Source organism: Streptomyces sp. NBC_00358 (assembly GCF_036099295.1).
Classification (GTDB): domain Bacteria; phylum Actinomycetota; class Actinomycetes; order Streptomycetales; family Streptomycetaceae; genus Streptomyces.
The window spans coordinates 467,844-494,317 of sequence record NZ_CP107976.1 but is presented as its reverse complement, the minus strand read 5'-3'; the positions used below and the strand labels follow the sequence as shown (position 1 = coordinate 494,317).

Sequence of the window (26,474 nt, the reverse complement as noted above, 5' to 3'; positions counted from 1 at the left end):
ACCCGAGTGCCCGAGCCTTCCGCACCATGTCCCGTCCCAGGAAAGGGGGGCGTCGTGTCCGACGCCTACATCTACGACGCCGTACGAACGCCGCGGGGCAAGAACCGCGGTGGCGCACTCCACGGCACCAAACCCGTCGACCTCGTCGTGGGTCTGATCCACGCGATCCAGGAACGCAACCCCACCCTCGACCCGGACCGCATCGACGACATCGTGCTGGGTGTCGTGTCGCCGGTGGGGGAGCAGGGCGGTGACGTCGCCCGCACCGCCGCCCTGGTCGCACAGTTGCCCCATACGGTGGCCGGCGTCCAGGTCAACCGCTTCTGCGCGTCGGGCCTGGAAGCGGTGAACCTCGCCGCGCAGAAGGTCGCCTCCGGCTACGAGAGCCTCGTGCTCGCGGGCGGCGTCGAATCGATGTCGCGGGTCCCGATCGGCTCGGACGGCGGTGCCTACGCGCAGGACCCCACCACCGCGTACGACGGCTACTTCGTGCCCCAGGGCATCGGCGCCGACCTGATCGCGACCATGGAGGGCTTCACCCGCGAGGACGTCGACGCCTTCGCCGCCCGCTCGCAGCAACGGGCGGAGGCCGCCTGGCGCGAGGGCCGCTTCGGCAGGTCGATCGTGCCCGTCCGTGACATGAACGGCGTCCTGGTGCTCGACCACGACGAGCACCGCCGGCCCGGCACCACGGGGGAGAGCCTCGCCGCTCTGCCCGCCTCCTTCGCCGACGTCGGCGCGCAGGCCGGCTTCGACGCGGTCGCCCTGCAGAAGTACCACCATGTGGAGCGGATCGACCACGTCCATCACGCCGGCAACAGTTCCGGCATCGTCGACGGCGCAGCGCTCACCTTGATCGGCAGGCGGGAGACCGGCGAGCGGCTGGGTCTCGTGCCGCGTGCCCGCATCGTCGCGACCGCCGTCACCGGCGCGGAGCCGACCATCATGCTCACCGGGCCGACGCCCGCGACCAGGAAGGTCCTCGCGAACGCGGGCCTGGAGATCGACGACATCGACCTGTTCGAGCTGAACGAGGCCTTCGCCGCGGTCGTCATGAAGTGGCAGCGCGACCTGAAGGTGCCCGACGAGAAGGTGAACGTCAACGGCGGCGCCATCGCGATGGGCCACCCTCTGGGCGCCACCGGGGCCATGATCCTCGGCACCGTGCTCGACGAGTTGGAGCGCACCGGAGGCCGCCGGGGTCTGGTGACGCTGTGCGTCGGCGCGGGCATGGGCATCGCCACCGTGATCGAACGCCTCTGAGACCCGAGACCCGCACCCACCCCCCGTACCGAAGAGGAGCCCTCGTGATGACCGCATCCGCCATGAGCTACGCACGCGACGCAGACGGAATCGTCACGCTCACCCTCGACGACCCCCACTCGTCGGTCAACACCATGAACGACGCCTTCATGACCGGCCTGGAGGAATGCGTCCCACGGCTGGAGGCCGAGCGCGAGGCCGTCGCCGGTGTGCTGCTCGTCTCCGCCAAGAAGACCTTCTTCGCGGGCGGCGACCTGAACCGGCTGCGGGCCGGCAGCGCCGACAAGGCGGCCGAGGAGACGGACTACATCAACCGGATGAAGGCATGGATGCGCCGACTGGAGCGGCTCGGCCGGCCCGTCGTCGCGGTCCTCGGCGGTACGGCGCTGGGCGGCGGACTCGAAGTCGCCCTCTGCGCCCACCACAGGATCGCCGCCGACCTGCCCGCGAGCCGCTTCGGCCTGCCCGAGGTCGGCCTGGGGCTGCTTCCGGGAGGCGGCGGCATCACCCGCACCGTGCGCCTGCTCGGCCTGCACAAGGCGCTGTCGGAGGTGATCCTGCCGGCGAGGAAGTTCACCGCGCGGGCGGCCCTGGACCTCGGCCTCGTCGACGAACTCGTCGCGGACAGCCAGGAGGCGGAGGCCCGGGCGCGGGCCTGGATCGCCGAGCACCCCGACGCGGAACAGCCCTGGGACGCCAAGGGTTTTCGCCTGCCGGGAGGTGACGTGCACAGCCCAGGTGTCGCCGCGACCCTGCCCGCCCTGTCGGGCCTGCTGCGCAAGCAGACCCGGGGAGCGCCGACGCCCGCGCCGCGAGCGGCTCTGGCGGCCGCCGTCGAGGGCGCCCACGTCGACTTCGACACAGCCTCGCTGATCGAGACCCGCTACCTGGTCAGCCTGCTCAGCGGCCAGGTCACCAAGAACATGATCAAGGCCTTCTTCTTCGACCTCCAGCGCATCAACGCGGGCGCGAGCAGGCCGGAAGGCTTCGAGCGCTTCACCGCACGCAAGGTCGGGGTCATCGGCGCGGGCATGATGGGCGCGGGCATCGCCCACGTGAGCGCCGGGGCCGGTGCCGACGTCGTCCTCAAGGACGTCACCCCGCAGGCCGCCGAGGCCGGCAAGGACTACGCCCGCCGCCTGGAGGCGAAGGCGCTGGCGGCCGGCCGGACGACCCAGGAGAAGTCCGACGCCCTGCTGGGGCGGATCCGCACGACGGCCGACGCCACCGACTTCGCCGCCGTGGACTTCGTCATCGAGGCGGTCTTCGAGTCGGCGCCGCTCAAGCAGCGGGTCTTCCAGGAGATCCAGCAGGTCGTGCGACCCGACGCGGTGCTCGGGTCCAACACCTCCACCCTGCCGATCACCCTGCTGGCCAAGGGCATCGAGCGTGAGCACGACTTCATCGGCATCCACTTCTTCAGCCCCGTCGACAAGATGCCCCTGGTCGAGATCGTCCGCGGCGAGCGGACCAGCGACGAGACGCTGGCCAAGGTCTTCGACTACGTCCTCCAGATCGGCAAGACCCCCATCGTCGTCAGCGACTCGCGCGGCTTCTTCACCTCGCGGGTGATCGGGCGGTTCATCGCCGAGGCCGTCGCCGCCGTCGGGGAGGGCGTCGAGCCCGCCAGCGTCGAGCAGGCCGCGCTCCAGGCCGGCTATCCCGCGGGCGCCCTGCAACTGCTGGACGAGCTGACGCTGTCACTGACCCAGCGGATCCGCATCGAGACCCGAGCCGCCGAGGAGGCCGAGGGCAGGCCCTGGACGGCGCACCCCTCGGAGGCGGTCGTCGACTGGATGGTGGAGCAGGGGCGCATCGGGCGACGCGAGCGCGCCGGGTGGTACGACTACGACGAGTCGGGCAGGCGGCTCGCCATCTGGCCGGGAGTCCGCGACCGGTACGGCTCCGGACGGCGCGTCCTGCCGATCAAGGACCTGCAGGAAAGGATGCTGTTCGCCGAGACCCTCGACGCCGTCGACTGCCTCGACCAGGGCGTGCTCGCGAGCGTGGCCGACGCCAATGTGGGCTCGATCCAGGGCATCGGCTTCCCCGCCTGGACCGGCGGCGTCCTTCAGTACGCCAACCAGTACGACGGGGGGCTGCCCGGTTTCGTCACCAGGACACGGGAACTCGCCGCACTCTACGGCGACCGGTTCCTGCCGCCCACGTCGCTGGTGGAGCGCGCCGAACGCGGTGAGATTTACGCCTGATCGCACGCTCGCCGGAACCCGGCTGGGGACCAGGCGGATCTCAAGCGCGAGTCCGAGCGCACCCGCGAGGTATGAGCGGGGCGAGTACTGGGGTGCCCCGGGAGGCGACGACGGGGCACCCCAGTTGCGCAGACGATCCAGGGAGCCGTAGGGATGGTCCTCGGGGGGTCAGCGTGCGGCTGCGGCCTCGTATCGTTCGACCTGCTTGCGGAGCAGGAGCGCGGTCGTGTCGGCGTCGACGCCGGCCATTCCGCCGGTGCCGGCGTTGATGAGGGTGGGACCGTCGAGTGTGAACTGCTGCAGGACGGTGTAGCCGCTGCTTTCGATGCGTACGCCGAGGGAACGGTCACCGAGCTTTTCGACACTCATGGCCGAGTAGTTGAGGACGGAACCCTTGTACGTCTCCTTGTGGCAGGTTTTCAGAGCCTGCTCCATCGCATCGAACGCGTCGGCGGCGTCGTCGACGCTCGCGTACTGGCGCAAGCCCACGGCTGCGACGGAGCCGTCGACGCCTGCACCCTTCTGGAAGTTGCCGGACACCGTGACCTTCGCCTGGTGGGGCTGCTTGTAGTCGCAGAAGGTCTTGTTCGTGCTGGAGCCACCGCTGGTGTCGACGGACCAGCCGGCAGGCATCTCGGACAGGGACAGCAGCGCCGAGGCCAGTTCCTTCTTTCCCAGGAACTGCGCCTCGGGGCTGGGGGAGGCGGCGGCAGAAGCGCTGGCAACACTGGAGCCAGAAGGGCTCTGCACGGCCGGAGACGCGCCTTCGGGGGAAGGCGCGGAGCTGCTGCAGGCGGTAAGAGCGGCGGCGAACAGGAGTGTTCCAAGGGTGCGGGCGTACGTGCGGTGAGACACCGGTTTCCTAGCTTGTGGTGAGTGGGATTCGACGAGCGGTTGGCCAGACTGCCGAAGCTTAAGCATCTGTGGATGGATTGTGTGCGTCGAGGTCGGGCCTGGAGAGCGGTGTCCAGGTTTCCTCGACGTGCATGGGCCTGAGTTCCGTAGCAGCGGAAGCGTCCTGGTGGGCGCTGTCACGTTGGCTGACCGGGCGGCGACGGACCCGTTTGGAGCCTCGGCAGCGCCGCGGAGCGTGAGTTGGGAACTTCGGCCGATTGCCGCCCGGGTGCAGGGGCTTGGGCTTGACCGGGTGATTCTGAGGCAACGGTGGCTGCCGCCCGTGAATCTCGTTGTCGAAGGTCTCGCCGAGTGAGGTGGCCGTGAAGGGCGCCTTCGACATAGAGGTCCTAGCAGAAGCTGTTGATCACGTGACTTTCGGCTTGAGCGGTCGTTGGTCCGAGCGTGGCTGTTTTAGATGCGCTTGACGAGCCGCGGCGGGCGCGCTGTCGACGGCAGTCAATTGGGCTCTGCCCGCGATTCCGTGAAGCGAACTCCAGTGGATCCCGCCTCGCCACTCACTGAAGTTTCGCGCACCAGGGACGATCTCCGTACGCCTGGATGATGGCGGTTGCCAGCCATTGTCGCTGGCTGGCATCGAGGGCTGGAAGTGCAGCCCGGAAGTCTTCTTGGTCCTTCGGCCGGGGCTGGTGGGCCTTGTAGAAGAGCTGCACCTCGGGCGCCAAGTAGGGCACGCCTTCGGGCGAGTTCCTGCCCAACAGGTCGATGGGGCGCCGGACCTGGGCGCATCGCCTGGAAATCCAGTCCTGGCCCTCCGCCTCATCGAGCATGATCTGGATCCGCCAGGGCTCCGACGGGCCGGGACGGCACCAGATGTCGTGGACGGCGGAGGACAAGGTTTCTCCGGGTTGCCACGGCCTGAGCGTCCCAGGCGGGTCCGCCGCCCACCACTCCCAGGCGGGCAGGAGCTGCTGCACGACCTGTTGGTCTCGCCGGAGCAACAGGACATCGACATCGCTGTGATCGCGGAACGAGTAGCCGACCGCGAGCTCGATGGCGTAACCCCCGGCAACCCACCAGGGGACCTCGACCGACGAGAACAACGTCGCTACATCGGCCAGGGCCGCCGGCTCCCAGAAGCCCCACGGCGTCTCGGTGCGTGTCACTCCGCGAGGCTACTGCTGCAGGATCATTCACGGAACCGCGGTCAGAGCCGCCAATTTCCCCCCGAACGTCACGTAATTCCCCCCCGTCCTGACTCGGTGGGCGGCTGGGGAGCGCGGGTCAGGGGACCTGGGGTCTGCTCGCGCGGGCGGGACGATCTCGGTGTGCGTGGTGAGGGCGGCCCGTTCGAGTTCGGGTGGGGCGAGCCGAAGTCCTTTGCTGTCTTCGCCGGGGCCGGCATCCGGAGCAGGTCCGCTCCGCTCACCTCATAAGCTGATCCACGCCCGTGTCCTGGACAGGAAGCGTGAGATGACAGACGACGTACGAGCACTCGCCAAGCGCATGTATGGAGCATTCAACGCGCGGGACCTTGCCGCGGCAAAGACCATCTTCGCGGCCGACTTCGTGAGCCATCCGTTGGGTACCGTCGGCGTCGACAGCGTTGTGAAGGCGTGGAGCGGGCTCCACGTCATGTTCCCGGATATCCAGGTCATCGTGGAGGACATGCTCGTGGATGCGGACAAGGCCGCAGTCCGCACAAGTCTGCACGGCATCCCGGCAGGCGTTGAGGAACAGGCACTCCCTTCGATGATGGAGATCTTCCGGGTACGGGACGGCCGCATCGTCGAGTTGTGGGGCCTGTCTTCACTCAGCCGGCCCGGACGTTGAGTTCAGCGTTCAGCCTCCATGAGAACGGTGCGGGGGACAGGAGATGGGGCTGGCGAACGTCGGCGGTCCGTTCTCGGCACGGGATTCAAGTCGGGGTCCTCTCGCCCGGGAGCGATCGTCGTGATGGTGAATTCCGCGACGTAGTTGAGGATGAAGGGGTCCTGCGCCGCGATCTGTCCAATGGTTGGGCGGTCGACGTCGCGTACGAGGATCACGCCGCCGAGTGAAGTGGTTCCCAAGGCGGTGGCCCTGGGCGGTTGCGGCGGATGGAGCGACCTGGCACGAAGGCCGACAGCGCGATGTGGTTCACGTGATCCGGACCTCGATCCGCTAGAACCTGGTGGCAGACGTGACGTTGATCGGGCACAGGCAGCCCCTGGACGGGTCCCGCGTCCGTCGTGGTTCTGACGGAGAAGGACGGCACCTGGCAGCGGTACTGAAAGCAAGGAGGGGCGGCCGGAGCAGAGAAGAGAGTGCGGACTACGGTGTCAGCACGATCCTGCCGAAGACCTCACCGGCGTCCATCTTCTGATGCGCCAGCACCGCTTCGTCCAGCGGCAGCAGTGCATGCACCACTGGTTCGATCTCGCCACGGGCGGCTGCGTCGAACTGCTTGCCGCGTACGGCACTCAGGTCGGCCGGGGGTACGGTGGCTGCGCTGAAAGCGGCGAAGGACATCGACTTCTGGAACGCCGTCATGATCTTCGTCCCGAAGTCCGTGGGCGGCTGACCTGCGACAGCGCCCACGGCCACCATGCGGCCGTTCGGGTTGAGCCTGTCGAAGAACGACGGCATGTCCTCACCCGCCACAACATCGATGATGACGTCATAGCCCGCGGGAGCCGCTTCCCCTCCGTCACCGGAACGGTCCAGCACGTGGGTCGCGCCGAGACGGCGCAGCCGCTCGCCGCGCTCGGACGACGATGTCGTGACCGCCACCGCGGCGGCACCGCCGCGAGCCGCGAGCTGCACTGCCATGATCCCGATGCTGCCGGCCGCGCCACGCACCAAGACCGTCTCCCCGGGAGCGAAATGGGCGTGGCGAAGCCCGAAGTGGGCCACCGCACCGGAACTGCCGAGCGTTACCGCGGCAGCGGCGGACAGGCTGCCGGGCAGGGGAAGAACCTGCTCGACGGGCACGACGGCCTGTTCGACGTAGCCTCCGCCGGTGCCGGTGAAGGCCCACACCCGCAGGCCGATCCACGACGCGTCGACGCCGTCACCGACCGCGGTCACGGTGCCCGCCACCTCGCTACCCGGGATGTGGCCCTCCTCGAAGCCGTAGGCGGCCAGAGCCCCGCTTCGGATCAGGGTGTCGACACCACCGACGCCCACCGCCTCGGTGGCTACCAGCACCTGCCCGGCAGCAGGCGCGGGTACCGGCAGGTCGACAACAGCCAGACCGTCAGGACTTCCGAACGTCTGGATCGAGATTGCCTTCAACGTGGTCTCCAGGTTCCGGGACAGCTCAAGCGCCAGAGCTTCTACGTTTCGGACGCTAACGGACGCCCCCGTCCGTTTAGGTAAAGTGAGAGTGGTGACCGACCGTTTGCCTCATACGTTGCGCTCCGACGCGCTGGACAATCGCGAACGCATCCTCGACGCGGCCCGAGCACTGTTCTCCACCGACGGCCTGGACGTGCCGATGCGGGAGGTCGCGCGGCGTGCCGGGGTGGGACCTGCCACCTTGTACCGTCACTTCCCGACCAAGCAGACGCTGGTCGCCGAGGCCTTCGCCGACCAGCTGAACGCGTGTCGCGCCATTGTCGACGAGGGGTGCGCCGATCCTGATCCGTGGCGTGGCCTGTGCCTGGTGATCGAGAGGATCTGTGAGCTGCACGCACGCGATCGGGGCTTCACCGAAGCCTTCCTGTCGGCCTACCCGGAGGTGAAGGATGTCGCCGCCGGCCGCGAGTACACGGTGAAAGCTGTCGCCGAACTGGCCCAGCGAGCCAAGGAAGCGGGGCACCTGCGGTCCGACTTCGTCCTGGACGACCTGATTCTCGTACTCATGGCCAACAAGGGGATCCACGCCACATCGACCGCCGGCCAGGTCATGGCCTCCCGACGCTTTTCAGGGCTGGTGATCCAAGCGTTCGAAGCCTGTCCTCAGCACGCGCCACTGCCACCAGCGGCACGACTGGCATCCGTACCACCCCACGGTCTGTCGCGGTAAGCGCCGGATTCGCTGGGGCAGAGTCTCTACGGTGTTCTTCGCGACCTGCGGCGGACCGGGCTTGGTGAGCGTGTCGTCCGCTCAGCCCCACCGGCAGGCCGAAGCAGGAGTGTTCCCGGTCCTGCTCCGCTGGGCAGCGGACGGCAGAGCCACCGCCGGGCACGCACCAACCCACCTGTCGGTGTCCGCCGTGGTGCAGCAGATGAACAACCACCCGGACAAGCCCACTTAACAGCACATCCGCCTGTTACTACTTGGTTTGACCGGCGGGCTCCCCGACTTCCTTAGTGGCGAATGGCGGCTCCTTCGCCCGTTCCTAGACCGTGACGACGATCTTCTTCCCGGCGTGTAGCCCCTTCGCGAGGTGGTGGTGTGCCTCGACGACGTCGTCGAGGGCGAACACCTTGTCGATGGCGGGCCGAAGTGCACCGAGACGTACACCGGCGTTGAGGAAGGCCGCCATGCGTTTCACCACGACGCCGTCGAGGGTGTGCTCGAAGCTTCGGTAGCTGAATATCGTGAGGGGCGGGCCACTCGGGAAGGGCGTGGGCCGAGGGTCCAAGAAGCCCGCGGCGACCAGTGTTCCGCCTGGGCGGGCCGCCTTCAGGAGATCCTGTTGGCCGGGGCCCATGACGACGTCGAGGATGATGTCGGCGCCGGTCCCGCCGGTGTGGTGGCGGACGGCTTCGACGACGTCCATGTGGTCGGTGGCGATGACCGCGGCGGCGCCGGCGGCGAGCAGGTCGTCCTTCCTCGCCGTGTGCCGAGTGATGGCGATGGGCACGGCGCCGATCTGATTGGCGATCTGTGTTGCCGCCCGGCCGACGCCGCCGGACGCGGCGGTGATGAGGACGTGGTCGCCGGGCCGTATCCTCGCCTTCTCCACGAGCGCCCCGTAGGCGGTGGAGTACGCGACCCAGACCGCCGCCGCCTCCGTGATTCCGAGCCCGGCCGGCCGGGCGACGACCTGGCTCGCGGGGACCGTGGTGTATTCGGCGTAGCTGCCCCTGGCGCTCGCGTCCGGAACGGCCGTGAGAATGACCGGATCGCCGATCCTCAGCCCGGTGATCTCGGGGCCCAGCGCGTCGACGACGCCGGTACCTTCGACGCCGAGGCGAGCGTGTGGCAGCGGGACGGTTGCGGGCGAGGTACCCGAACGCATCATCTGATCGAGCGGGTTGACGGCGAACGCTTCGATCCTGACCCGTACCTCGCCGGCGTTGGGCTCGACGACCGGCTCCTCGACGACGTGCATGACATCCGGCCCGCCGAACTCATCGAACACGACGACTCGTGGCATGGTGACTCCTCCGCTTCCGGTGCTGGTTTCGTTGCTCGCGAAAGACGTTACGGAGCCGCGGGTTACCTCCTGGTACCTTCGATTTTCATGCAGAACGTGGCTGGACCAGCCTTCCTCGCCGACTGCCCCACGCGCCTGGCGGTCGAGATCATCGCCGACAAATGGGCCGTGCTCGTGCTCTTCGGGCTCAGCCGTCAGCCTCGCAGGCACGGTGAGCTCGTCGACCTCATCGGCGGCATCTCGCGCAAGGTCCTCACCCAGACGCTGCGCCGGCTCCAGCAGTACGGTCTGGTCGAACGCCATGCCGAAGCGCCACGGCGAGTCGAGTACAGCCTCACCGAACTCGGCCGGACCCTCGTCGAGCCCATCGAGGTCCTGACCAACTGGGCGAGGGACTACGGCGGGGCCATCCTCGACTTCCAGGAGGCGGCGGAAGCCGCTGCCTCTGCTCAGGCCCGCACGGCGGGGTGATCCTGGCGATGGGGGACGAACGGAACGCCAGGCGGCGGCAGTTGCCTGGCCGGGGCAAGTTGTAGGCGCTCCGCGAAGCCGGCCAGGCGGCCCCCGGCCATGGCCTCCGCGAACCCGTCAGGGGCGCTTCACGTTCGTCGCCTGCGGGATGACAAGGCCGTGAGCCTTGAGCGGTTTCCTGTTCGTCGGAAGGGTGCGGTGCATCGCGGTCGCGACCAAGGCTGCACCCCGTCCGCGCAGGCACTCATGGGGGCACGCCGTGGTGGAGTGGGCGGACGGCACCCGGCACGAGGGATGGCTCCGCGCCGGCGACGGCATGGACTTCACGGCCGACGTCACCGCCGCCGTCACCGAACTGCTGGCCCGCGGTGTCGGCAGCCCCGGCGCCTGGACACCGGCCGCTGCCCTGGGGCCCGACCTGGCGACAACCGCAGGCGGCACCTTCGTACTTCACTTGTCCACGGACGGTGGGCATCCGGGTGAGCGGACAACTCAAGTCGTTGCTGACGGACAGTCAATCCCCCTGTCCGGTATGGCTATTTGTCGCCTGTTCGGCGGCTCGTGCGAGTTCGGACCTCTGTCGGTCCTGCGGCTCCTGTGCCATCTGCGATGTCAGTGGTGGCTGCGATGCTGGCGGCATGAGCCCTTGGAACCTGCTCGATCTCGACCGAGCCCTGCGCGCCAGTTGGGCCGCCGACACCTGTTCGCCCGATGACCAGGCCGACTGGCAGCCCGGCAATCCGGCCTGGGGCCACTGTGACATCACGGCCTTGGTCGTCAACGACGTCTTCGGCGGTGATCTCATAGTCGGTGAGGTGCACCTTGACGGGTTTCAGCACGGCTTCCACTGGTGGAACCGGCTGTCCAGCGGTGTTGAACTCGACCTGACGCGCGAGCAGTTCCAGCTCGGGCAGACCGTCGCCGCCACCCGGGTCGTCGAGCGCCCGCCGGGCCCTCTGCCACGCCGCTGGGAGGAGTACCTCCTTCTGCGTGAGCGCATCATCAAGCACCTCGGCCATCTTCCGGAGCCCGTCTGATGGAGGGTCGAATCCGTCCGGCATTTCCGGCAGACCCGCGCGACACGCCGTTGCCCGTTGGCTCCGGGGCGTCGACTCGGTCGACGACACCTGCTGTCGACATCGACAGATGAACCGGCAGTGGCGTGGACAGGGTCCTTCCCCCGCGAGACGGTCAGGCGGCAGGGTCGACTTCGGGGTGCGTGAACCGCACGGGCTTGCCCAGCGACCGGGCGTAGGCGATTTCGGCTCGGGTGCTGTCTCCGATGTAGTCGCCGACTACGAGCACTTCGTCAGCGAGCCGGATCTTCGCCCGGTGCAGATCGTCGAGTCGAACCTTCAGCGCCGCGGCCTCGACAGGATCGGACCAGAGTTCGTGGGGCGACTTCATGTCACAGCCCGGTTTGACGACAATCCTTCCGGCTTTGGTCTCCCGTAGATCGGCCTCGGTCATCTCGGTCATGAAGCGGGTGGAGCCGCAGATCGCGACGATTCGCGGGAGGCTCAACAGCTTCTTCGCGTCGGCGAGCTTCGCCTCGGGGGTGAGCAGGTGCGGGTATGACACTGGTTCCTCCTGGTGGTGTGGTCCAAGGATGCCTGCGGAGACGAGAACGAGGGTGTCCAAGATCGTTTTGTGACGAACGACGTGGACACCCTCGCGACCGCACTCTATGGAACGACCGACGAGGTACTGGAGGAGCATCCTGACCTGGCGCTGTGGGCGCCCGCCGGTCGGCATTGCGCCCCGCCCGAGCGACGCCGAACTGGTCACCCTCGCCACGATGCAGGCCATACGCGGCTACACCTCCGAGGCCGAATCGCTCCGCCGTGCCCGTGCCCACTGCGCCACCTCGTCCCCTACCTGCCCCTGCCCCTGCAGCCCGGCTACAACAAGCGGTTGCGCAAGGCCGCCGGTCTGGCGCGAAGCGTCAACCGGATCCTGGCCACGACCACCTCGGTGTGAAGCGACGACGTATGGGTCGTGGACTCCACCCTGCTGGAATGCGGCCGCTCCCGCGAGACCGTCCGAGACCGCCCAGGTCCTTGCGCTGCGGCGGGCCGTTGGGCGATGAGGAGCCACTCTCGGCCAGGTCCGCAACTGGGCCTCGCGCTGCCTGTCCTGCCCCGAACCCGCCGACCACTGGCGCGGCAACCCGGCAGCCGGCCGGGTCCTCCGAGACGGGACACGGCCAGTGCTACGTCCCTACGTCGCCGACCGGGCCGTGTGGTTGCGGGCCGTCAGCCGACTCGGCTCGCCTGCCCCGGTGCAGCCCGGACTCTCGTTCCCGGGCCGCGCTGAAACCGATGGAGACCATGAGCAGGGCCTGAATCGCAGCGATCAGGGCGGTCAGCTGCCAGAGCCATTCGGCAGCGGCGGGCGGCGGGCCGGCGCTGACGCCGTACCTGCCCCGGGGATCGACGGTTACGGTGAGATGGTCGCCGACAGCGAGGTTCCCCGCGCCGATGGCGCCGAGCGGCCGGTGGTGGGAGGTGTCCGCCAGGAGCGCCTCCGTTCCGGCGTCGTACACGCCGGGGCTGGGCTTCAGGGCCGTCACGACCGCCCGGACGGGTCGGCCACGCTCGTGCAACACCTGGTTCTCCAGGGCGATCCAGCCCACGAACATGCTCACAGCGACGCAGACGGCCACCGCGGTCTCCCGTACCCCGCTGCTCTCCTCCCGCAAGTCGTAGAGGACGAACGCCAGCCCGCCCAGCCCCCCGACCAGGACGAGCCCGCCGAAGCCTAGGACCATCGTGTTCCGCCATCCGACGGGCGTCAGCGACGCACCGTGGACAAGGCCGAACGCAATCGCTGTCAGCGCCGTGCTCGCCGGCACCGCGAGTGCCGCCCACGACAGCCGCACAGCCCATTTTCGCCCGGTAGTGCTCACAGGTCCCTCCCCAGGTCTGCTCCGGTGTGAGGACCACCATCGGGTGTGGTGGTCGGGCCGCGGAGGTCCCGCAGGCGTCGGCCCCGGCCTCCCCGCGCAGGGTCTACTGATCGCCGGCACGCGGATTACGCGGCGGCCACTGGCTGAGCATCTCCAGGAGCAGGAACTGTCCGGGTGGGTCGGTGTCGTGGCCCGTGACCGAGGAGAATCGGGGCTGATCTCCGTCGAGTTGGCCGAACCGTTCGGTGCGGTCCTGGGTGACGACAGGGGGCGACGGCTTCTCGGCGAGCAGACGGGCCACCCCGTAGAGGAGTACCTGGGGATGGTCGAATCCGGCCTTCTCCTCGGCAACCCGGCGGCTGGGCAGCCCGGTGAGATCCGTCAGGTGGTCCTCCGCTCCGGGCGGGTGCGGGCCGGTCAGCAGCAGCCCGCCGTCGGTCGCCTGCCGGGCGGTCTCCGGCGGCGCGTCACGCAGGACCTGCGCCACGAGAGTCGCCACCGGCTGATAGGCAGGGGTCACTACGGCGCGCAGCTCCGTCGGCGACAAAGTGACCTGGGCGGACTGCCGGGGGAGGGGGCCGTCCTCGGCGACCGGCGTCCCGTGGACGGGCACGGGGCCGGACACCGTCGGCGACGGCGCGAACGCACCGCCATGAACGACGGCGGACCACGCCATCTCCAGACCGACGTCGAGCCGGCCCTCACTCCGCAGATGCCCGACCACCGCCTCAGCCATACCTCGTGTGCCGCCGGTCACCAGACCGCCGACGACGACCTCACGCCCGGCGACGACAGCGACCGAGGTGCGTACCGCGTCCTGGTGCACCACGACACACGCGGCCGGCTCCGGATCGGGGCCCGCACCGGCCAAGGCCGCCACCGACTCGTCCACCACCCTGACTTCCGCCCCCGGCCACAGCTCCCGGACCGTGTCCACGGCCGGCTCCACCCCCGGGTGCGCACCGGCTCCCGGCGCCACGAGAACCACCGACCCGATCGGCGCCCACAACTGCGACCTCTTGGCCACACCGACCGCCAGCATCTGCGCCGCGAGCGACGCGTCCGCCCCCGGGCTCGGATTCCAGGCCAGCTCCAACACCACCTGCGAGAACCGGGCGTTGCGCCCCGTCACTCGCACCCGTATCTCGTCCAGAACCCACCAGAGCACGCCGCCCCCGCACCGTTGTCCTGTGCGGCGATATTAGGTGATTGACGACGTACCGTCAGTCGCACCTGCCTGGGGCAGCGAGCGGTGCGGCCGTGGGGGCGGTGTGCGTCAGCGACAGAGAGGTGTTCGGAGGAGCAAGTCCCCCCAGGGCCCGGTACCCCGGATCGACACTCACCGTGAACGTTCGTGGTCACGGCACCACTGAACTTGAACTGGCGATGTCGGGCCTTGCGGGCTGAGACCTGTCAGATATGGGCCCTGATCTGCCGCACTGGATGTCCGAGTGCGTCCCCGATGGCGGTCAGTTCCTCGTTGCTGAACCAGGCGCGCGCGGGGTTCCAGATGGCAATCTCGAATCGAGCGAAGCCACAGGGCCAGTCGTAGTCCAGTGCGTCCAGCGAGCTCGCGGTGCCGCAGCAGGGGACCACCACGGCGAGGGTTGCGAAGCCGTCGTGGCAGTGGGCTTCGAGTAGGTCGCCCCACCACTCGGCGTCGATCGACGCGCCGCAGTGGGGACAACCGATTTTCTGCAGATTCTGGCCGCAGTCGACAACGGTGAGTGTGTCGTGCCAGGTGACCTCGATCTCGACGTCGATGCCGTCCGGGAGCCCGGGGGCCAGGTCCTCCACGATCGACGTAGTACGGTCAGCCGCGGCCTGCTCGGGCTGCCAGTGCGGGTCGGTCGGAATGACGGAGAGGACGTCGTCACTCATGAGCTCACTCGATTCGTCAGGCGGGAACGTCATCCAGGCGACGCGATGCTACTGAACGCGCGTTCGGGCGGGCAGGTTCCCAAGCTGGTCACGCGTCGGGGCCAGGCCTGTGCCGGTGCGTTGAGGCGTCAAACACCTCCCCCAACGGCACGGGAGCCTCGTACGCTGCGCACGCCGCCGGCGTCACCCGATCAGTCGCCACTCTGAAAAAGGCTCACTGAGCGAGCGGGTCGGTCCAGTTGGGGGCAGTCCGCGACGGCAAGGTCGCCTTCGACGTCGTCCGCGGGGGTGAAAGGACCGTGCCTCGCGAACATGGAGTCCCCGTCAGCACACCGACGAGGACTCATGAACGATCGAGGTCAGAAGCGGAACCGAGCTGTCTCATCCTGAATGTAGATGAAAATGGGCCTGATCATCTCTCCGCCGTTGGTGGGGTGTAGCTCCAATCCGAGTTCTCGGACCTCCTTGATGGCCCACACCTTGTCTTGAGGGAATCCCGCGCGTCTCGCCTCTTCTTGCACTTCGAATAGATGACGCACGGACTCCCAGCCTGCAGCAGGCGTGAAGCGGCAAAGTATCCAAGGCTGGTCACCTTGTGGATCGGAAAACAACCCGATGACCTGCTCGCCGATTTTCAACGACCAGACAGAGGCCTTGTCAGGAGTCACGGCTTGCCTCTCTGCTTCTCTTGGAGTTCCTAACGAAATGATCTTCAAGGTGGTTGGATCACTCCGAGGCTGGCGATCCGGGGGTGCTGGGTCGCTCAGCCGAAGGCATCGGAAGTCGACGACGAACTGTGGGCGGTGAAGGCTGCATCGGGGAGAACGACCGCATACGACCGCACCGCTGCCGTGACCGTGCGCCCCGAGCCGGGCGGTGTTCTGAAAAGTCTGCACCGGTCCGCCCTCAACCGTGTGATCGGAGCCGGTGGAAGGTAAATGCGTCGACAGTGCCCCTCGATACCCGGCAAAGTGGCCGCCCGTGACGAGCAGTGAGCTGTGGAACCGTGCGACCGCCGACCGCTACGACGCCGGGGAGAACGAGATGTCCTCGTCCGCCGTTCTCGGACCGACTCTGGCCTTCCTCGCAGAGCTGGCCGGAGACGGCCGGGCACTGGAGTTCGCCATCGGAACCGGACGCGTGGGCGTCCCGCTGCGAGAACGCGGCGTGCCGGTAGTGGGCATCGAGCTGTCCGAGCACATGGCAGCGGTGCTGCGGCGCAAGATCGACGAGGACACGCTCCCGGTCGTCATCGGGGACATGGCCACCACCGTCGTTCCCGGCGAGTTCACCCTGGTCTATCTCGTCTACAACACGATCACGAACCTGCTCACGCAGGACGAGCAGGTCGAGTGCTTCCGCAACGCCGCACGTCATCTGGAGCCCGGCGGCCGATTCGTCATCGAGCTGGGTGTGCCGCCGCTGCGGTTCCTGCCGCCCGGCCAGGTCGCGGTGCCTTTCGACGTCTCCGAGCGGCACCTCGGCTTCGACACCTTCGACCTCGTCGAGCAGGTTCTCGTCTCGCACCACTTCACCCGCGACGGCGACGACAGCCACTACCGCCGCGGCAACTCCCGGCACCGTTACGCCTGGCCGGCAGAGCTCGACCTGATGGCACGGATCGCCGGGCTTGAGCTGGAACGTCGCGTGTCGAACTGGGACGGGGCGCCGTTCATTCAGGACTCCGCGAAGCACATCTCGGTCTGGCGCAAGCCGATCTGACGTCGGCCACCAGGCCGTCGACGTAGACCGTGCCTGTCGTGAAACTCCTGCCGGGAGTTGATGGGTGGAGGCGGCGATGACCAGCCAGGTCCATCGGTCGGCCTGCTCCGGAGTCGGGAGTCGGGAGTCGGGGCCATGGTCCGTCTGGATAGGGGTGGGCTGTCAACTTCCCTGGAATTCCGGGTAGTTCCCGGGGCTGAAGGGCTCGTGGGTGGCGTGGCGGTCTCCCGGCCGCCGCGCCACCCACGCCCACTCCCATCGCCCACCCGCTCACGGCCGACCGGGCGTCCGGCAGGGGCCCGCCGCCGTCGCGTGCGCGGACGTCAGGCGATGTCGACGCCGTTCGAGTACGACTTCATGAAGTACGTGGCGAAGCCGTTCTGGACCGGATCGCCGGCCTTGTCGATGGCGTGCAGGATGCCGCCGCCACCGGTTCCGTTGAGGCAGACCGTCATCAGGTCGGTGAAGACGACGCCGGGGGTGTCGGGGACCTCGTACGCGGAGTCGGTGTAGATGTCCGCGTTGAGGTTGAAGAAGCAGTAGCTGCCCAGGCCCCAGGCGTGGTGGTCGCGCACGTGGTCGCCGACTTTGTAGGCGGCGTAGCCGAGGGTGGAGCCGTGCCGCCATGCCGTCTGGGTGGGCACGTCGTAGGGGTGCTCGTTCTGGAAGAAGTAGGTGCGGCCGTGCTCGCCCTGCCAGAGCACCTCGTACTTCTGGTAGTGCTCGACGAACAGTCCGTACGCGGTGACATGGTCGCCGTTCACCACGATGCCGCTGTCGGCGGGGTTGATCGTCCAGCCCACGGTGCCGTCGAGGCCGTGGTCGGCGCGCCAGAGCCAGAGGTGGTCGAGGACCACGTCGTTGCTGTCGATCTGGACGCTGACGCCGGCGCCGCCGGCCAGTGCGCCGCCGATCCGGGCGACGATGTCGAACAGTACGGTCGGGTCGGTGCTGTGCCGGCGCCGACCGCAGCCGTCGCCGACCCTCAGGAGGACCGGGGTGTGGCGGGAGGCCGCCTCGAAGAGGAGACCGGCGAGGGTGACGCCGGGGACGTCGGCGACCTCGATCACGGTGTTGCCGTGCGTGGAGCGCAGGGTGGTCAGGCCCAGGCCGAGGACCACGGTGCCGGGCCGGTTCACCCGCAGGGGCGCGGAGATGTCGTAGATGCCCGGAGTGAACAGGAGGTGCTTGCCGGCCGACAGGGCCCGGTTGATCTTCGCGGCCGAGTCGCCCGGCTCGGCCACATGGAACCGCGACAGCGGGATGTTGCGTCCCTTGGACGGCCCGTTCGCCCAGGTCGTGCCGGTGCTGTTGGTGCGCAGCGCGGGCACGAACACCTGGTAGGAGCCGTGGCGGTCCACGGTGAGGAAGGGCTTCTCCCGGATCACGGGTGTGCGGTCGACGGTGGTGTGCGGCGGGGTCGGGAAGGACTGCGCGGGGGCGCCCTCGGTGCCGACGAACACCATGTTCCAGTTGGAGCCGTTCCAACTGCCGAAGGTGTCGTTGCGCGAGAGCCACTGCTGCTGGGAGCCGGACTCGACCTGTCCGTCCACCACGCTGTCGGCGAGGAAGCCGCCGCTGGACCACCGGTTGCCGGGCGGACTCGGCCACAGGGTCATGTTGCCCTTGATGTGGACACGGCGCATCGGAGCGGCCTGGGCGACCGCCCAGCGCTCCAGTCCGTCCGGCGGCACGATCGTCAGGTTCTCCGCGGCCCGCCAGAAGTTCTGGGTGCCGTTGCCGTCCAACCACTGCGCGTCGACGGTGACATGACCGTTGATCACCACGTCGGAGGGGCTCGCGCCCAGACCCAGGACGTGGGTGTAGAAACCGACGTTGATGTCGACGGTGTAGGTCCCCGGCAGGAAGGCCAGGGCGAAGCGCTCGTCGCCGAACTGGTTGGACTCCTGGATGGCGAACACGGCGTCGACCTTGGCCTGAATCGACGCGTCGCTCATGGACCGATCGAAGACCAGGACGTTCGGGCCGAGCGTGGTGCGGGCGCCGCCGGGCCGGTGCGAGTCGGCGGCTGTCGACGCGAACGCCGGTCCTGAGCCGACGCCGCTGATCAGCGGCACCGATGTAGCGGCCGCCCCGCGCAGCACACTACGACGAGAGGGAATCTTGGACACGGCTCTCCCTGCATAGGGTGAATGGACGGGACCGTCAAGTGGCCCCCGATCTCTGAGAGCGCTCTCAGCCACGAAGTGAATCACCGTGGGTGGGGAGCGTCAATGAGCCTGCATCAAAGGGGATTTGAGGGATCGTCAGGTGTCGTGTGGGGCTGCGAGGAGCGCGTGAGTCCGCTTCCGTGTGCGGGGACGGGACCGACGGACCGCGCCGCGGTGCTGTCGCGGGTGGGGATCGGGACCCCAGGGCACGCCGGTCCTGCGCCGGTGCAGCACGGTGGACGGGCACGTTCGGCGAGGACGGGGGCGGTGCTGATGAGCGTCACTGCGTCCGGTTCGCGCTCGGTGGAGGACCCAGCCCGCGGAGAGGCCGGTGGTCAGCCCTCTGATCGGCGGTCTGTCGATGCCTCCGGAGCCGATGACACCACCCCCGGGCCGTGCCTTCGGCGGGGATGGGGTCATGCCGGCTCCGGAAGACGGGCGCCCCGTTGCGGGGCCGTCGAAACGGTGATGCGGGAGGCCTGGACGCGGTCGGTGAGGTCCGCGCTCAGGCGCGCGGCGTCCCGCCGGGGTCGTCCTTCCTGCCGGCTCAGCCGAGTACGGGATCCAGGAACGTGAGTACGCCCGCGTCGGCGTCGAGCCTGGCCCGGGTGCCGATGGGGAACGTCTGCTGCGGCACACCGTGGCCGATGTCCGCGCCGACGAGGACCGGGATACCGAGGTCGCCGAGGCGGTCGTGAAGGAGTTCCTCGACGCGCTCGCGTGTGCCGCAGTCGGTGAAGGTGCCGCAGACGATGCCGGCCGCGCCGTCGAAGTATCCGGCGCGGCGCAACTGGGTGAGGAACCGGTCGAGCCGGAAGGTCTCCTCGTCCACGTCCTCCAGCAGGACGATGCCGCCGTGCGCGGGCAGCGAGGTGTCGGTGCCCAGGGAACAGGCGAGCAGGGTGACCGTGCCGCCCAGTGTGACGCCTTCCGCGGTGCCGCCGACCAGGGGGCGGGAGCCGGGGAAGCGCAGTTCCTTGACGGACGCCGGGTCGGTGAGCAGTGCGGCGAGTCCGTCGAAGTCGGCGCGACCGGGGTGGAAGCCGCGGATGGCGGGCATCGGTCCGAACAGGCCCGTCCAGCCCAGCTTCACCGCCACCGCCTCCAGCAGCGCCGTGACGTCGGAGAATCCGATGACGGGGCGCGGGGTGGGCGTGCCGATGGCGTCCCAGTCGACGAGCTCCAGGGTGCGCTGGGCGCCGTAGCCGCCGTTCGCGCAGAAGACGGCCGTGAACGCCGGGTCGGTGAGCGCGGTGGTCAGGTCGCGGGCGCGCAGCGCGTCGTCTCCGGCGAGGTATTCGCCGGTCGCCCGCGCGGAGGCGAACACCTCGGGCCGGAGGCCGAGCCCGCGCAGCGACTCCAGGCCGGTCTCCAGGTTCTCCTGGTCGGTCGGTCCGCTGGCGGCGATGACGGCGACACGGTCACCGGGCTTGGGTGCGGCGGGGCGGATGAGCCCCTCGGAGGGCAGGGTGGGCATGTTGGTCCTTGGGGAGTGAGGGTGGGCTCTGGGCTTTGGGCCGATGCAGGGGTCAGTGGGTTTCCAGGAACGTGGCGATCAGCGCCGCTCGCTCCAACAGGGAGGAGAGCGAGGCGTGTTCGTCCTCGCCGTGGGCGCCGGCGCCCGCAGGGCCCAGGCCGTCGACCGTCGGGATGCCGAGCGCGCCGGTGAGGTTGGTGTCGCCCGCGCCGCCGGAGGAACCGAGCGGCAGGTCCAGGCCCAAAGTGGTGGCGAGCGTGGTCAGTTCGGCCGCCAGGGGGTTGGCCGGGTCCATCGCCCAGGCCGGGCGGTGGGACAGCGTCTCGGCGGACAGGGTGGCCCGCTGCCGTACCGGGGTCGGTTCCAACAGGGCGGACAGCAGGGCCCGTTCGGTCTCGGCGGTGGCGTAGCGCAGGCCGATCTCCGCCTCGGCGTGATCGGCGACCACGTTGGCGCGGGTACCACCGGTGATCGTGCCGACGTTCAGCGCGGCGTCGGGGAGGGCGGCGGCCGTTGCCCGCAACTCCGCCAACTGGTCCACGAGTTCGTCGATCGCGGAGACGCCGAGCGCGGCGTCGAGGCCGGCGTGGGCGCTGACCCCGCGCACCCTCAGCCGCACCCGGGCCACCCCGCGTCGGCCGATCTTCAACGCGCCGCCGGGCAGCGGTGGTTCGAGGCCGAGCACCGCGTGGGCGCCCTCGGCGTGCCGGGCCACGAGGCGGCTGCCGTCGGGGCTGCCGATCTCCTCGTCGTTGACCACCACGAGGCGTACCGGACGCCTCGGCGTGGCGCCCCTACGGGACAGCAGGTCCATGGCCATTTCGACGGCCACCAGGGAGCCCTTCATGTCGAAGACTCCGGGGCCGTTGACCGTGTCGCCGTCCTCGGCGAGCGTGAAGGGGCGCCGGGTGATGGTCCCGGCCGGGAAGACGGTGTCGCTGTGGGCCACGAGCAGCGTATGTCCGGCGCGGGAGCCGTCGTTCGAGGTCCCGCGCCCGTTCCAGTACGCCACCAGGTGGTCGCCGCCCGGTCCCGGCGGGTGCTCGATCCGGTCCGCCGTGGCGGAGAGGCCCGAGGCGAGTTCCTTGCCGAACACGGCCGCGCGGTCCGCGTCGCTCGACGGGGTCTCCAACGAGACCAGGCGTTCCCAGCGTTCCAGCACCGTGTCGCCGAACGTGCGGGCCAGGGCGAGGAGTTCGGCGGGCTCAGCCATAGCAGTTCTCCACGGCCGAGGTGACCACCCGGGTCAGCGCGCGGAAGCAGCGGATCGCCTCGTACATCGTCGGCAGCGTGAACCGCACGGTCAGCGGGTCGGTCTGGACGACGCCGGGGATGTAGGCGGCGGCGGGCGCCAGGTGGGCGGCGTCGAAGGACACCTCGTAGGTGTAGCCCCCGGCGGGCGGGGTGAGCGGGCCGGTGGGGGCGGGCAGGGCGGTGAGGCCTTCGCGGGCGGCCTCGGTGATCCGGGCGGCGCTCACCTCGGGCGGCAGGCAGATCGCGGAGTAGCGGTCCACGCAGGTCTTGACCACGGCGTGGGCGGCGTGCGGCGCCCAGCCGCGGGCGTCCTCGCAGCACAGGTCGTCGCCGGTGACCAGGACCACCGGGACGCCGTATTCGTCGGCGAGCAGCGCGTTCATCCGGCCCTCGGAGGCCGGCTCGCCGTTGATCCGCACCGCGGTGATGGTGTTGGGCAGATAGGTGTGGGCGAGCACGCCCGGCTGACCGGCGCCGGTGTGGTAGCCGACGAGGGCGACCGCGTCGGGGGAGCGGTCGATGCCCTCCATCATGCCGAGCGGCTTGTGCGTGCCGATCAGCAGGGTGGCCCGTTTGTCGAGCCGGTCGAGGAGCAGGTTGCGCTGGTCGGCGTGGGCCTCGTTGACGAGGATCTCGGTGGCGCCGGCCGCGGCGAAACCGGCGATGGCGGCGTTGACGTCGGCGGTGAGGAACCGCCGGTTGTACTCCCAGCGGGCGTGGCCGGGCTCGCAGTCGTCGGGGAAGGTGACGCCGGTGACGCCCTCCATGTCGGCGGAGATCAGGACCTTCATGCTGCCTTCCCGTCAGGGGTGGTGAGATGGGCGCGGGGACGGATGGTCCAGGTGCGCACGGTGTGCCGGCCCAGTTGGCCGAGGTCCACGGCGAGGCCGATGCCGGGCCGGGAGCGGGGCACGGCGACCATGCCGTCCACGGCGCGGATCGGCGGTGTGACGATGTCCCGCCGGTAGTACTTGTCGGAGCCGGAGACGTCCGAGGGCAGGGTGAAGCCGGGCAGTCCGGCGAGGGCCAGGTTGGCGGCCCGGCCGATGCCGAATTCGTGCATCCCGCCGCACCACACGGGCACCCCGGCGTCCAGGCACAGGTCGTGCACCGTCTTGGACGGGCCGAGCCCTCCGAGCCGGGAGACCTTGATGTTGACGATGTCGGCCGCGCCCAGGTGCAGGGCGGTGCGCAGTACGTCCGGGGTGGTGACCGACTCGTCCAGGCACACCGGGGTGTCCAGACGGGCGGCGAGCCGGGCGTGCGAGAGCAGGTCGGAGGCGGCGTACGGCTGCTCGATCATCAGCAGGCCGCGTCCGTCCAACTCCACCAGGACGGGCTCCTGTTCGGGAAGATAGGCGGTGTTGGCGTCGACCTGGAGGGCGACGCCGGGGAAGGCGTCCTGGACGGCGCGGACCGGTTCGAGGTCCCAGCCGGGGCGGATCTTCAGCTTGACGCGGCGGTAGCCGTCGGCGACGTGCCGGGAGACCTGCGCGAGCAGCGCGTCGATCGTCGGCTCGATGCCGAGGCTGACCCCGGCGGGCACCGCGTCGGCGTCGGCGCCGAGCAGGTCGGCCAGGGGCTCGCCGCGCCGCTGTCCGTAGAGGTCCCAGCAGGCCATGTCGAGGCCGGCGCGGGCGAAGTGGTTGCCGCTCACCTTGGCGGTGAGGCGGGCCGCGTCGTCGGGGTGGTCCCAGGGCCGGCCGAGGAGCATCGGGGCGAGGTGGTCGCCCAGCACCTGCCAGCAGCTCCAGGTGGACTCGTCGCAGTAGTACGGGTCGGTCGGCGAGGCGCACTCGCCCCAGCCGACGGTGCCGTCCTCGGCGGTCGCGCGGACGACGATGTGCTCCAGGTACGACTTGCGGTGCGAACTGGTCTCGAAGGAGTGGACGAGATCGAGCCGGACCAGCGCCAGCTCGATCTCGGCAAGGGTGACGGTCATGTGGGGTCGTCCTACCGTGCGGGGCCCCGGTCAGGGGCGGGGGGTCGTGCCGGGTGCTGCGGCACGGGGGGTGAAGCGGTACGCGGCGAGTCCGCCCGGCAGCCGTACGCAGGAGACGGCGGTGCGGTCGGCGAGCAGCCGGGCGAAGGTGTGGGTGAGTCGGCCGCGCAGCAGAGCAGCGCGCTCCGGGCCGTGCTCGGCGCGCAGCCGGTGCCAGTCGTCGGGCAGGACCACGATCCGGTCGTCGCCGTCGTCGTACACGTGGCCGACGCTCCAGCCGCCGGGCGGCGGACCGGGAGCGGGCGCGGCGTGCCGTGCCGGGGCGTCCAGGTGCCAGGAGACGATGAAGCGGTCGGTGGACTCGCCGGTGGCGGTGCCGAATCCCGAGGCGCCGTACATCGCGGGCTTGAACGCGTCCACCGCCGCGCCGAGCACGTCGAGGTTGAAGTGGGCGTTGCGGGTCTGCATCGGGTCGTACGCCCAGCGGATCAGCGTGGTCCCCTCCGCCAGGCAGCGGTCGCGCTGGCCGAGCTTGAGCAGCCGTCCGATGCCGAGGCCCTGGCGTTCGTGCGCCACCACCGCCAGTTGCGAGTACTGGTACAGGCGCGGGCCCTGCCTGTCGGCGCACCTTTCGCGGGCGAGGAAACTGTAGGTGAATCCCACCAGTGCCTCGCCGAGATAGGCGCCGACGACCAGGCCGCTGTTGTCCTGAAGGGCGGTCAGCAGGCGCGGGTTGAGGCTGCCGTCGGCGGGGCGCAGGCCCATGACCCGCTCGTACAGCGCGACGCAGTCGGCCATTTCCAGCGGGCCGTCCACATCACGTACGACCAGCGGCGGAGCCGGCAGGGTACCGGCCGCGCACCTCGGTGTCGCCGTCGTGTTCACGAGGCGCTCGCGAGGTGACACGCGGCCCGACCGCCGGCCGGCGCCTGCGCCGGCAGGACCGGCAGCGTCCGTCGGTCGCAGCCCGCCTCCGTGCGGCCCGCCGGGTCGAGGCCGGCCCACGCCGGGCAGCGCGGATGGAACCGGCAGCCCTCGGGCACGTCCGTCGGGTCCGGCGGCTCGCCCTGGAGCAGTTGGGGCCGCCGCTCACCGCGCCCGCCCTCCGCGGACACCACGGACAGCAGAGCCTTGGTGTACGGGTGCTTAGGCGCGAGCAGGACCTCCTCGACGGTGCCGACCTCGACGATCCGGCCCAGGTACATCACCGCCACCCGGTCGGCGATGTTCCAGGCCAGGCCAAGGTCATGACTGACCACCAGGGAGGACAGGCCGAGGTCGCGGCGCAGGTCGAGGACGAGCTTGAGGATCTCGCCGCGTACGGAGGCGTCCAGCGAGGCCACCGGTTCGTCGGCCACGATCACCGAGGGCTCCAGTGCGAGCGCGCCCGCGATCACCACGCGCTGCTGCTGCCCGCCGGACATCTCGTGCGGGAAGCGCGACAGGAACTGCTCCGGAGGGCGCAGCCCGGCCTTGGACAGGGCGGTGTGCACGCGCTGTTCGAGGCCGTCCTTCATCCGGTGCAGCCGGGGACCCTCGGCGACCGCGTCGAACACGTTCTGCCGCGGGTTCAGGGCGCCGCCGGGGTCCTGGAGGACGAACTGGACCTTGCGGCGGTGCGCCTTGAGCGCGGCGCTCGTGTAGCGCAGCGGCACGCCGTCGGACAGCACCTCGCCCGATGTGGGCTTGACCAGCCCGGTCAGGGCGCGCGCCAGGGTGGACTTGCCGCAGCCGGACTCGCCGATCAGGGCGAGGATCTCGCCGCGGCCCAGTTGGAGGTCGACACCGTCCACCGCGCGGGCGGGGCCGCGGCCCGCCCGGGGCGGATACGTGATGTGCAGGTCGCGGACCTCCAGCGCGGGCGCCGTGGCCGCGTCGGGTCCGGTGACCGTGCCCGTGGTGGTGACGGTCATGAGCGGGCTCCTTCCGCGGACGGTTCGGGCAGGTCTGCCGAGGGTTCGGATACGTCGGAGGTGGGGTCCGGCACCTTCGGGGAGGCTTCGGGCGCGTCCGCGGAGAGGTCGGGGAAACCGGGCAGCACCCGCAGGCACGCCGACTGCCGTCCGGGACCGGCTGGCCACAGCTCGACGGGGGTGCCGTCGCAGACCTCGTGCACGTCGGGGCAACGGGCCGCGAACGCGCAGCCGGGGCCGAGGGCGGCAGGGTCGGGCGGGTCGCCGGGCAGGCCGGCCGGCGCCCTGCGGGAGGCGGGGTCGCCGATGGTGGGGAAGGCGCGGGAGAGCGCCCGGGTGTAGGGGTGCCGAGGGTCGTCCAGGAGCTGCCGTGAGGGGCCGGACTCGACAAGCTCACCGGCGTACATCACCGCCAGCCGGTCGCACATCTGGCCGAGGACGGAGAGATCGTGGCTGATCATGATGACGCCGATGCCCTCGTCGCGTACGAGGTCCGAGAGCAGGTCCAGGATCTGGGCCTGCACCATCACGTCCAGGGCCGTCGTCGGCTCGTCCGCGATGATCAGGTTCGGGCGGCAGGCCAGCGCCATCGCGATCATGACGCGCTGGCGCTGCCCGCCGGAGAACTCGTGCGGATAGCTGCGCATCCGCCGCGCCGGGACGCCCACCGACTCCAGCAGCTCGGCCGCGCGGGCGCGGGCCTGCTTCTCGGTGATCCGGCCGCCCTCCTCGCCGGCCCTGCGGCCGTGCAGCACGATCGGCTCGACGAGCTGGTCGCCGATGGTGTGCACCGGGTTGAGCGCGGTCATCGCGCCCTGGAAGACCACGGAGGCCTCCGCCCAGCGCACCGCCCGCATCCGGCTCCAGTTCGCGGTGAGCAGGTCCTCGCCCTGGTAGAGCACCTGGCCGGTGACCTCGGCGGCGGCCGGCAGCAGCCGCAGCAGGCTCATCGCCAGGGTGGACTTGCCCGAGCCGGACTCACCGGCCAGGCCGAGCGTCTGCCCGGCGTCCAGCGTGAGGTCCACCCCGCGTACGGCGGGCACCGTGCGCCCGCCACTGCGGTACGTGACCTTGAGGTCCCTGACCTCCAACATCGCG

At 69.8% G+C, this 26,474-nt stretch carries 24 protein-coding genes and 1 pseudogene; 8 read left to right on the top strand and 17 right to left on the bottom strand.

Going from position 1 to position 26,474, the window contains the following annotated elements:
* Positions 1 to 54: 54 nt before the first annotated feature.
* A complete protein-coding gene (locus OHT01_RS01930) occupies positions 55 to 1,263 on the top strand; it encodes an acetyl-CoA C-acetyltransferase (RefSeq protein ID WP_328551325.1) in 1,209 nt (402 codons plus the stop codon).
* A gap of 47 nt (positions 1,264 to 1,310) precedes the next feature.
* The gene (locus OHT01_RS01925; RefSeq protein ID WP_328551324.1) at positions 1,311 to 3,473 is read left to right on the top strand and encodes a 3-hydroxyacyl-CoA dehydrogenase NAD-binding domain-containing protein; all 2,163 of its coding nucleotides are present in this window, start codon (positions 1,311 to 1,313) and stop codon (positions 3,471 to 3,473) included.
* Positions 3,474 to 3,641: 168 nt separating this feature from the next.
* Here OHT01_RS01925 and OHT01_RS01920 read toward each other — a convergent pair whose 3' ends face one another.
* Together OHT01_RS01920 and OHT01_RS01915 are read right to left on the bottom strand one after the other, a co-directional pair.
* Positions 3,642 to 4,223, bottom strand: a complete 582-nt coding sequence (locus OHT01_RS01920; RefSeq protein WP_328551323.1) for a hypothetical protein — start codon at positions 4,221 to 4,223, stop codon at positions 3,642 to 3,644.
* Between the two features lie 662 nt (positions 4,224 to 4,885).
* Positions 4,886 to 5,494 carry a nucleotidyltransferase domain-containing protein gene (locus tag OHT01_RS01915; protein ID WP_328551322.1) on the bottom strand — a complete coding sequence of 203 codons (609 nt, stop codon included), beginning with the start codon at positions 5,492 to 5,494 and terminating at the stop codon, positions 4,886 to 4,888.
* Positions 5,495 to 5,801: 307 nt separating this feature from the next.
* On the opposite strand from OHT01_RS01915, the gene OHT01_RS01910 reads away from it, so the two are divergent.
* Complete coding sequence (locus OHT01_RS01910; RefSeq protein WP_328551321.1) at positions 5,802 to 6,161, top strand: ester cyclase; 360 nt, start codon at positions 5,802 to 5,804, stop codon at positions 6,159 to 6,161.
* Positions 6,162 to 6,641: 480 nt separating this feature from the next.
* Here OHT01_RS01910 and OHT01_RS01905 read toward each other — a convergent pair whose 3' ends face one another.
* Complete coding sequence (locus tag OHT01_RS01905) at positions 6,642 to 7,604, bottom strand: zinc-dependent alcohol dehydrogenase family protein (RefSeq protein ID WP_328551320.1); 963 nt, start codon at positions 7,602 to 7,604, stop codon at positions 6,642 to 6,644.
* 94 nt (positions 7,605 to 7,698) lie between these two features.
* On the opposite strand from OHT01_RS01905, the gene OHT01_RS01900 reads away from it, so the two are divergent.
* A complete protein-coding gene (locus tag OHT01_RS01900) occupies positions 7,699 to 8,337 on the top strand; it encodes a TetR/AcrR family transcriptional regulator (RefSeq protein WP_328551319.1) in 639 nt (212 codons plus the stop codon).
* Positions 8,338 to 8,653: 316 nt separating this feature from the next.
* On the opposite strand, the gene OHT01_RS01895 is transcribed toward OHT01_RS01900, so the two are convergent.
* A complete protein-coding gene (locus OHT01_RS01895; protein ID WP_328551318.1) occupies positions 8,654 to 9,637 on the bottom strand; it encodes a zinc-dependent alcohol dehydrogenase family protein in 984 nt (327 codons plus the stop codon).
* An 87-nt stretch (positions 9,638 to 9,724) separates the two neighbouring features.
* Here OHT01_RS01895 and OHT01_RS01890 point away from each other — a divergent pair, with 87 nt between their 5' ends.
* Complete coding sequence (locus tag OHT01_RS01890; RefSeq protein ID WP_328551317.1) at positions 9,725 to 10,108, top strand: winged helix-turn-helix transcriptional regulator; 384 nt, start codon at positions 9,725 to 9,727, stop codon at positions 10,106 to 10,108.
* Between the two features lie 638 nt (positions 10,109 to 10,746).
* On the top strand, positions 10,747 to 11,145 hold the full coding sequence (locus OHT01_RS01885) for a YunG family protein (protein WP_328551316.1): 399 nt from the start codon (positions 10,747 to 10,749) through the stop codon (positions 11,143 to 11,145).
* 154 nt (positions 11,146 to 11,299) lie between these two features.
* Here OHT01_RS01885 and OHT01_RS01880 read toward each other — a convergent pair whose 3' ends face one another.
* Positions 11,300 to 11,689: a hypothetical protein gene (locus OHT01_RS01880; RefSeq protein WP_328557998.1), complete on the bottom strand. Its 390-nt coding sequence runs from the start codon at positions 11,687 to 11,689 to the stop codon at positions 11,300 to 11,302.
* Positions 11,690 to 11,758: 69 nt separating this feature from the next.
* Here OHT01_RS01880 and OHT01_RS40140 point away from each other — a divergent pair.
* Positions 11,759 to 12,205: pseudogene (locus OHT01_RS40140) on the top strand (IS982 family transposase); the annotation flags it as partial.
* A 115-nt stretch (positions 12,206 to 12,320) separates the two neighbouring features.
* On the opposite strand, the gene OHT01_RS01875 reads toward OHT01_RS40140, so the two are convergent.
* The 4 genes from OHT01_RS01875 to OHT01_RS01860 all read right to left on the bottom strand — a co-directional run bounded on the left by OHT01_RS01875 (position 12,321) and on the right by OHT01_RS01860 (position 15,565).
* Positions 12,321 to 13,016: a hypothetical protein gene (locus OHT01_RS01875; protein ID WP_328551315.1), complete on the bottom strand. Its 696-nt coding sequence runs from the start codon at positions 13,014 to 13,016 to the stop codon at positions 12,321 to 12,323.
* A 103-nt stretch (positions 13,017 to 13,119) separates the two neighbouring features.
* Entirely contained in the window at positions 13,120 to 14,184 is a 1,065-nt protein-coding gene (locus tag OHT01_RS01870; protein WP_328551314.1) for a rod shape-determining protein, read from the bottom strand.
* A 245-nt stretch (positions 14,185 to 14,429) separates the two neighbouring features.
* Entirely contained in the window at positions 14,430 to 14,897 is a 468-nt protein-coding gene (locus tag OHT01_RS01865) for a hypothetical protein (protein WP_328551313.1), read from the bottom strand.
* Positions 14,898 to 15,256: 359 nt separating this feature from the next.
* Positions 15,257 to 15,565 (bottom strand): hypothetical protein, encoded by a 309-nt coding sequence (locus tag OHT01_RS01860; protein WP_328551312.1) that lies wholly within the window; start codon positions 15,563 to 15,565, stop codon positions 15,257 to 15,259.
* Positions 15,566 to 15,878: 313 nt separating this feature from the next.
* Between OHT01_RS01860 and OHT01_RS01855 the strand changes: the two genes are divergently transcribed.
* Positions 15,879 to 16,619, top strand: coding sequence for a class I SAM-dependent DNA methyltransferase (locus tag OHT01_RS01855; RefSeq protein ID WP_328551311.1), 741 nt, complete (start codon positions 15,879 to 15,881; stop codon positions 16,617 to 16,619).
* 323 nt (positions 16,620 to 16,942) lie between these two features.
* On the opposite strand, the gene OHT01_RS01850 is transcribed toward OHT01_RS01855, so the two are convergent.
* The 8 genes from OHT01_RS01850 to OHT01_RS01815 form a co-directional block, all read right to left on the bottom strand.
* Positions 16,943 to 18,751 (bottom strand): adenylyl cyclase, encoded by a 1,809-nt coding sequence (locus tag OHT01_RS01850; RefSeq protein WP_328551310.1) that lies wholly within the window; start codon positions 18,749 to 18,751, stop codon positions 16,943 to 16,945.
* A gap of 586 nt (positions 18,752 to 19,337) precedes the next feature.
* Positions 19,338 to 20,267: a S66 peptidase family protein gene (locus OHT01_RS01845; RefSeq protein WP_328551309.1), complete on the bottom strand. Its 930-nt coding sequence runs from the start codon at positions 20,265 to 20,267 to the stop codon at positions 19,338 to 19,340.
* Between the two features lie 52 nt (positions 20,268 to 20,319).
* The gene (locus tag OHT01_RS01840) at positions 20,320 to 21,480 is read right to left on the bottom strand and encodes a M20/M25/M40 family metallo-hydrolase (protein WP_328551308.1); all 1,161 of its coding nucleotides are present in this window, start codon (positions 21,478 to 21,480) and stop codon (positions 20,320 to 20,322) included.
* Entirely contained in the window at positions 21,473 to 22,312 is an 840-nt protein-coding gene (locus OHT01_RS01835) for a M55 family metallopeptidase (protein WP_328551307.1), read from the bottom strand. The genes OHT01_RS01840 and OHT01_RS01835 overlap by 8 nt, the downstream gene beginning before the upstream one ends.
* Positions 22,309 to 23,463 carry an o-succinylbenzoate synthase gene (gene menC / locus OHT01_RS01830; RefSeq protein WP_328551306.1) on the bottom strand — a complete coding sequence of 385 codons (1,155 nt, stop codon included), beginning with the start codon at positions 23,461 to 23,463 and terminating at the stop codon, positions 22,309 to 22,311. Before menC ends, OHT01_RS01835 begins: the two co-directional genes overlap by 4 nt.
* 30 nt (positions 23,464 to 23,493) lie before the next feature.
* Positions 23,494 to 24,348 carry a hypothetical protein gene (locus OHT01_RS01825; protein WP_328551305.1) on the bottom strand — a complete coding sequence of 285 codons (855 nt, stop codon included), beginning with the start codon at positions 24,346 to 24,348 and terminating at the stop codon, positions 23,494 to 23,496.
* Positions 24,345 to 25,376: an ABC transporter ATP-binding protein gene (locus OHT01_RS01820; RefSeq protein WP_328551304.1), complete on the bottom strand. Its 1,032-nt coding sequence runs from the start codon at positions 25,374 to 25,376 to the stop codon at positions 24,345 to 24,347. Before OHT01_RS01820 ends, OHT01_RS01825 begins: the two co-directional genes overlap by 4 nt.
* Positions 25,373 to 26,470, bottom strand: a complete 1,098-nt coding sequence (locus OHT01_RS01815; RefSeq protein WP_328551303.1) for an ABC transporter ATP-binding protein — start codon at positions 26,468 to 26,470, stop codon at positions 25,373 to 25,375. Before OHT01_RS01815 ends, OHT01_RS01820 begins: the two co-directional genes overlap by 4 nt.
* Positions 26,471 to 26,474: the final 4 nt, after the last annotated feature.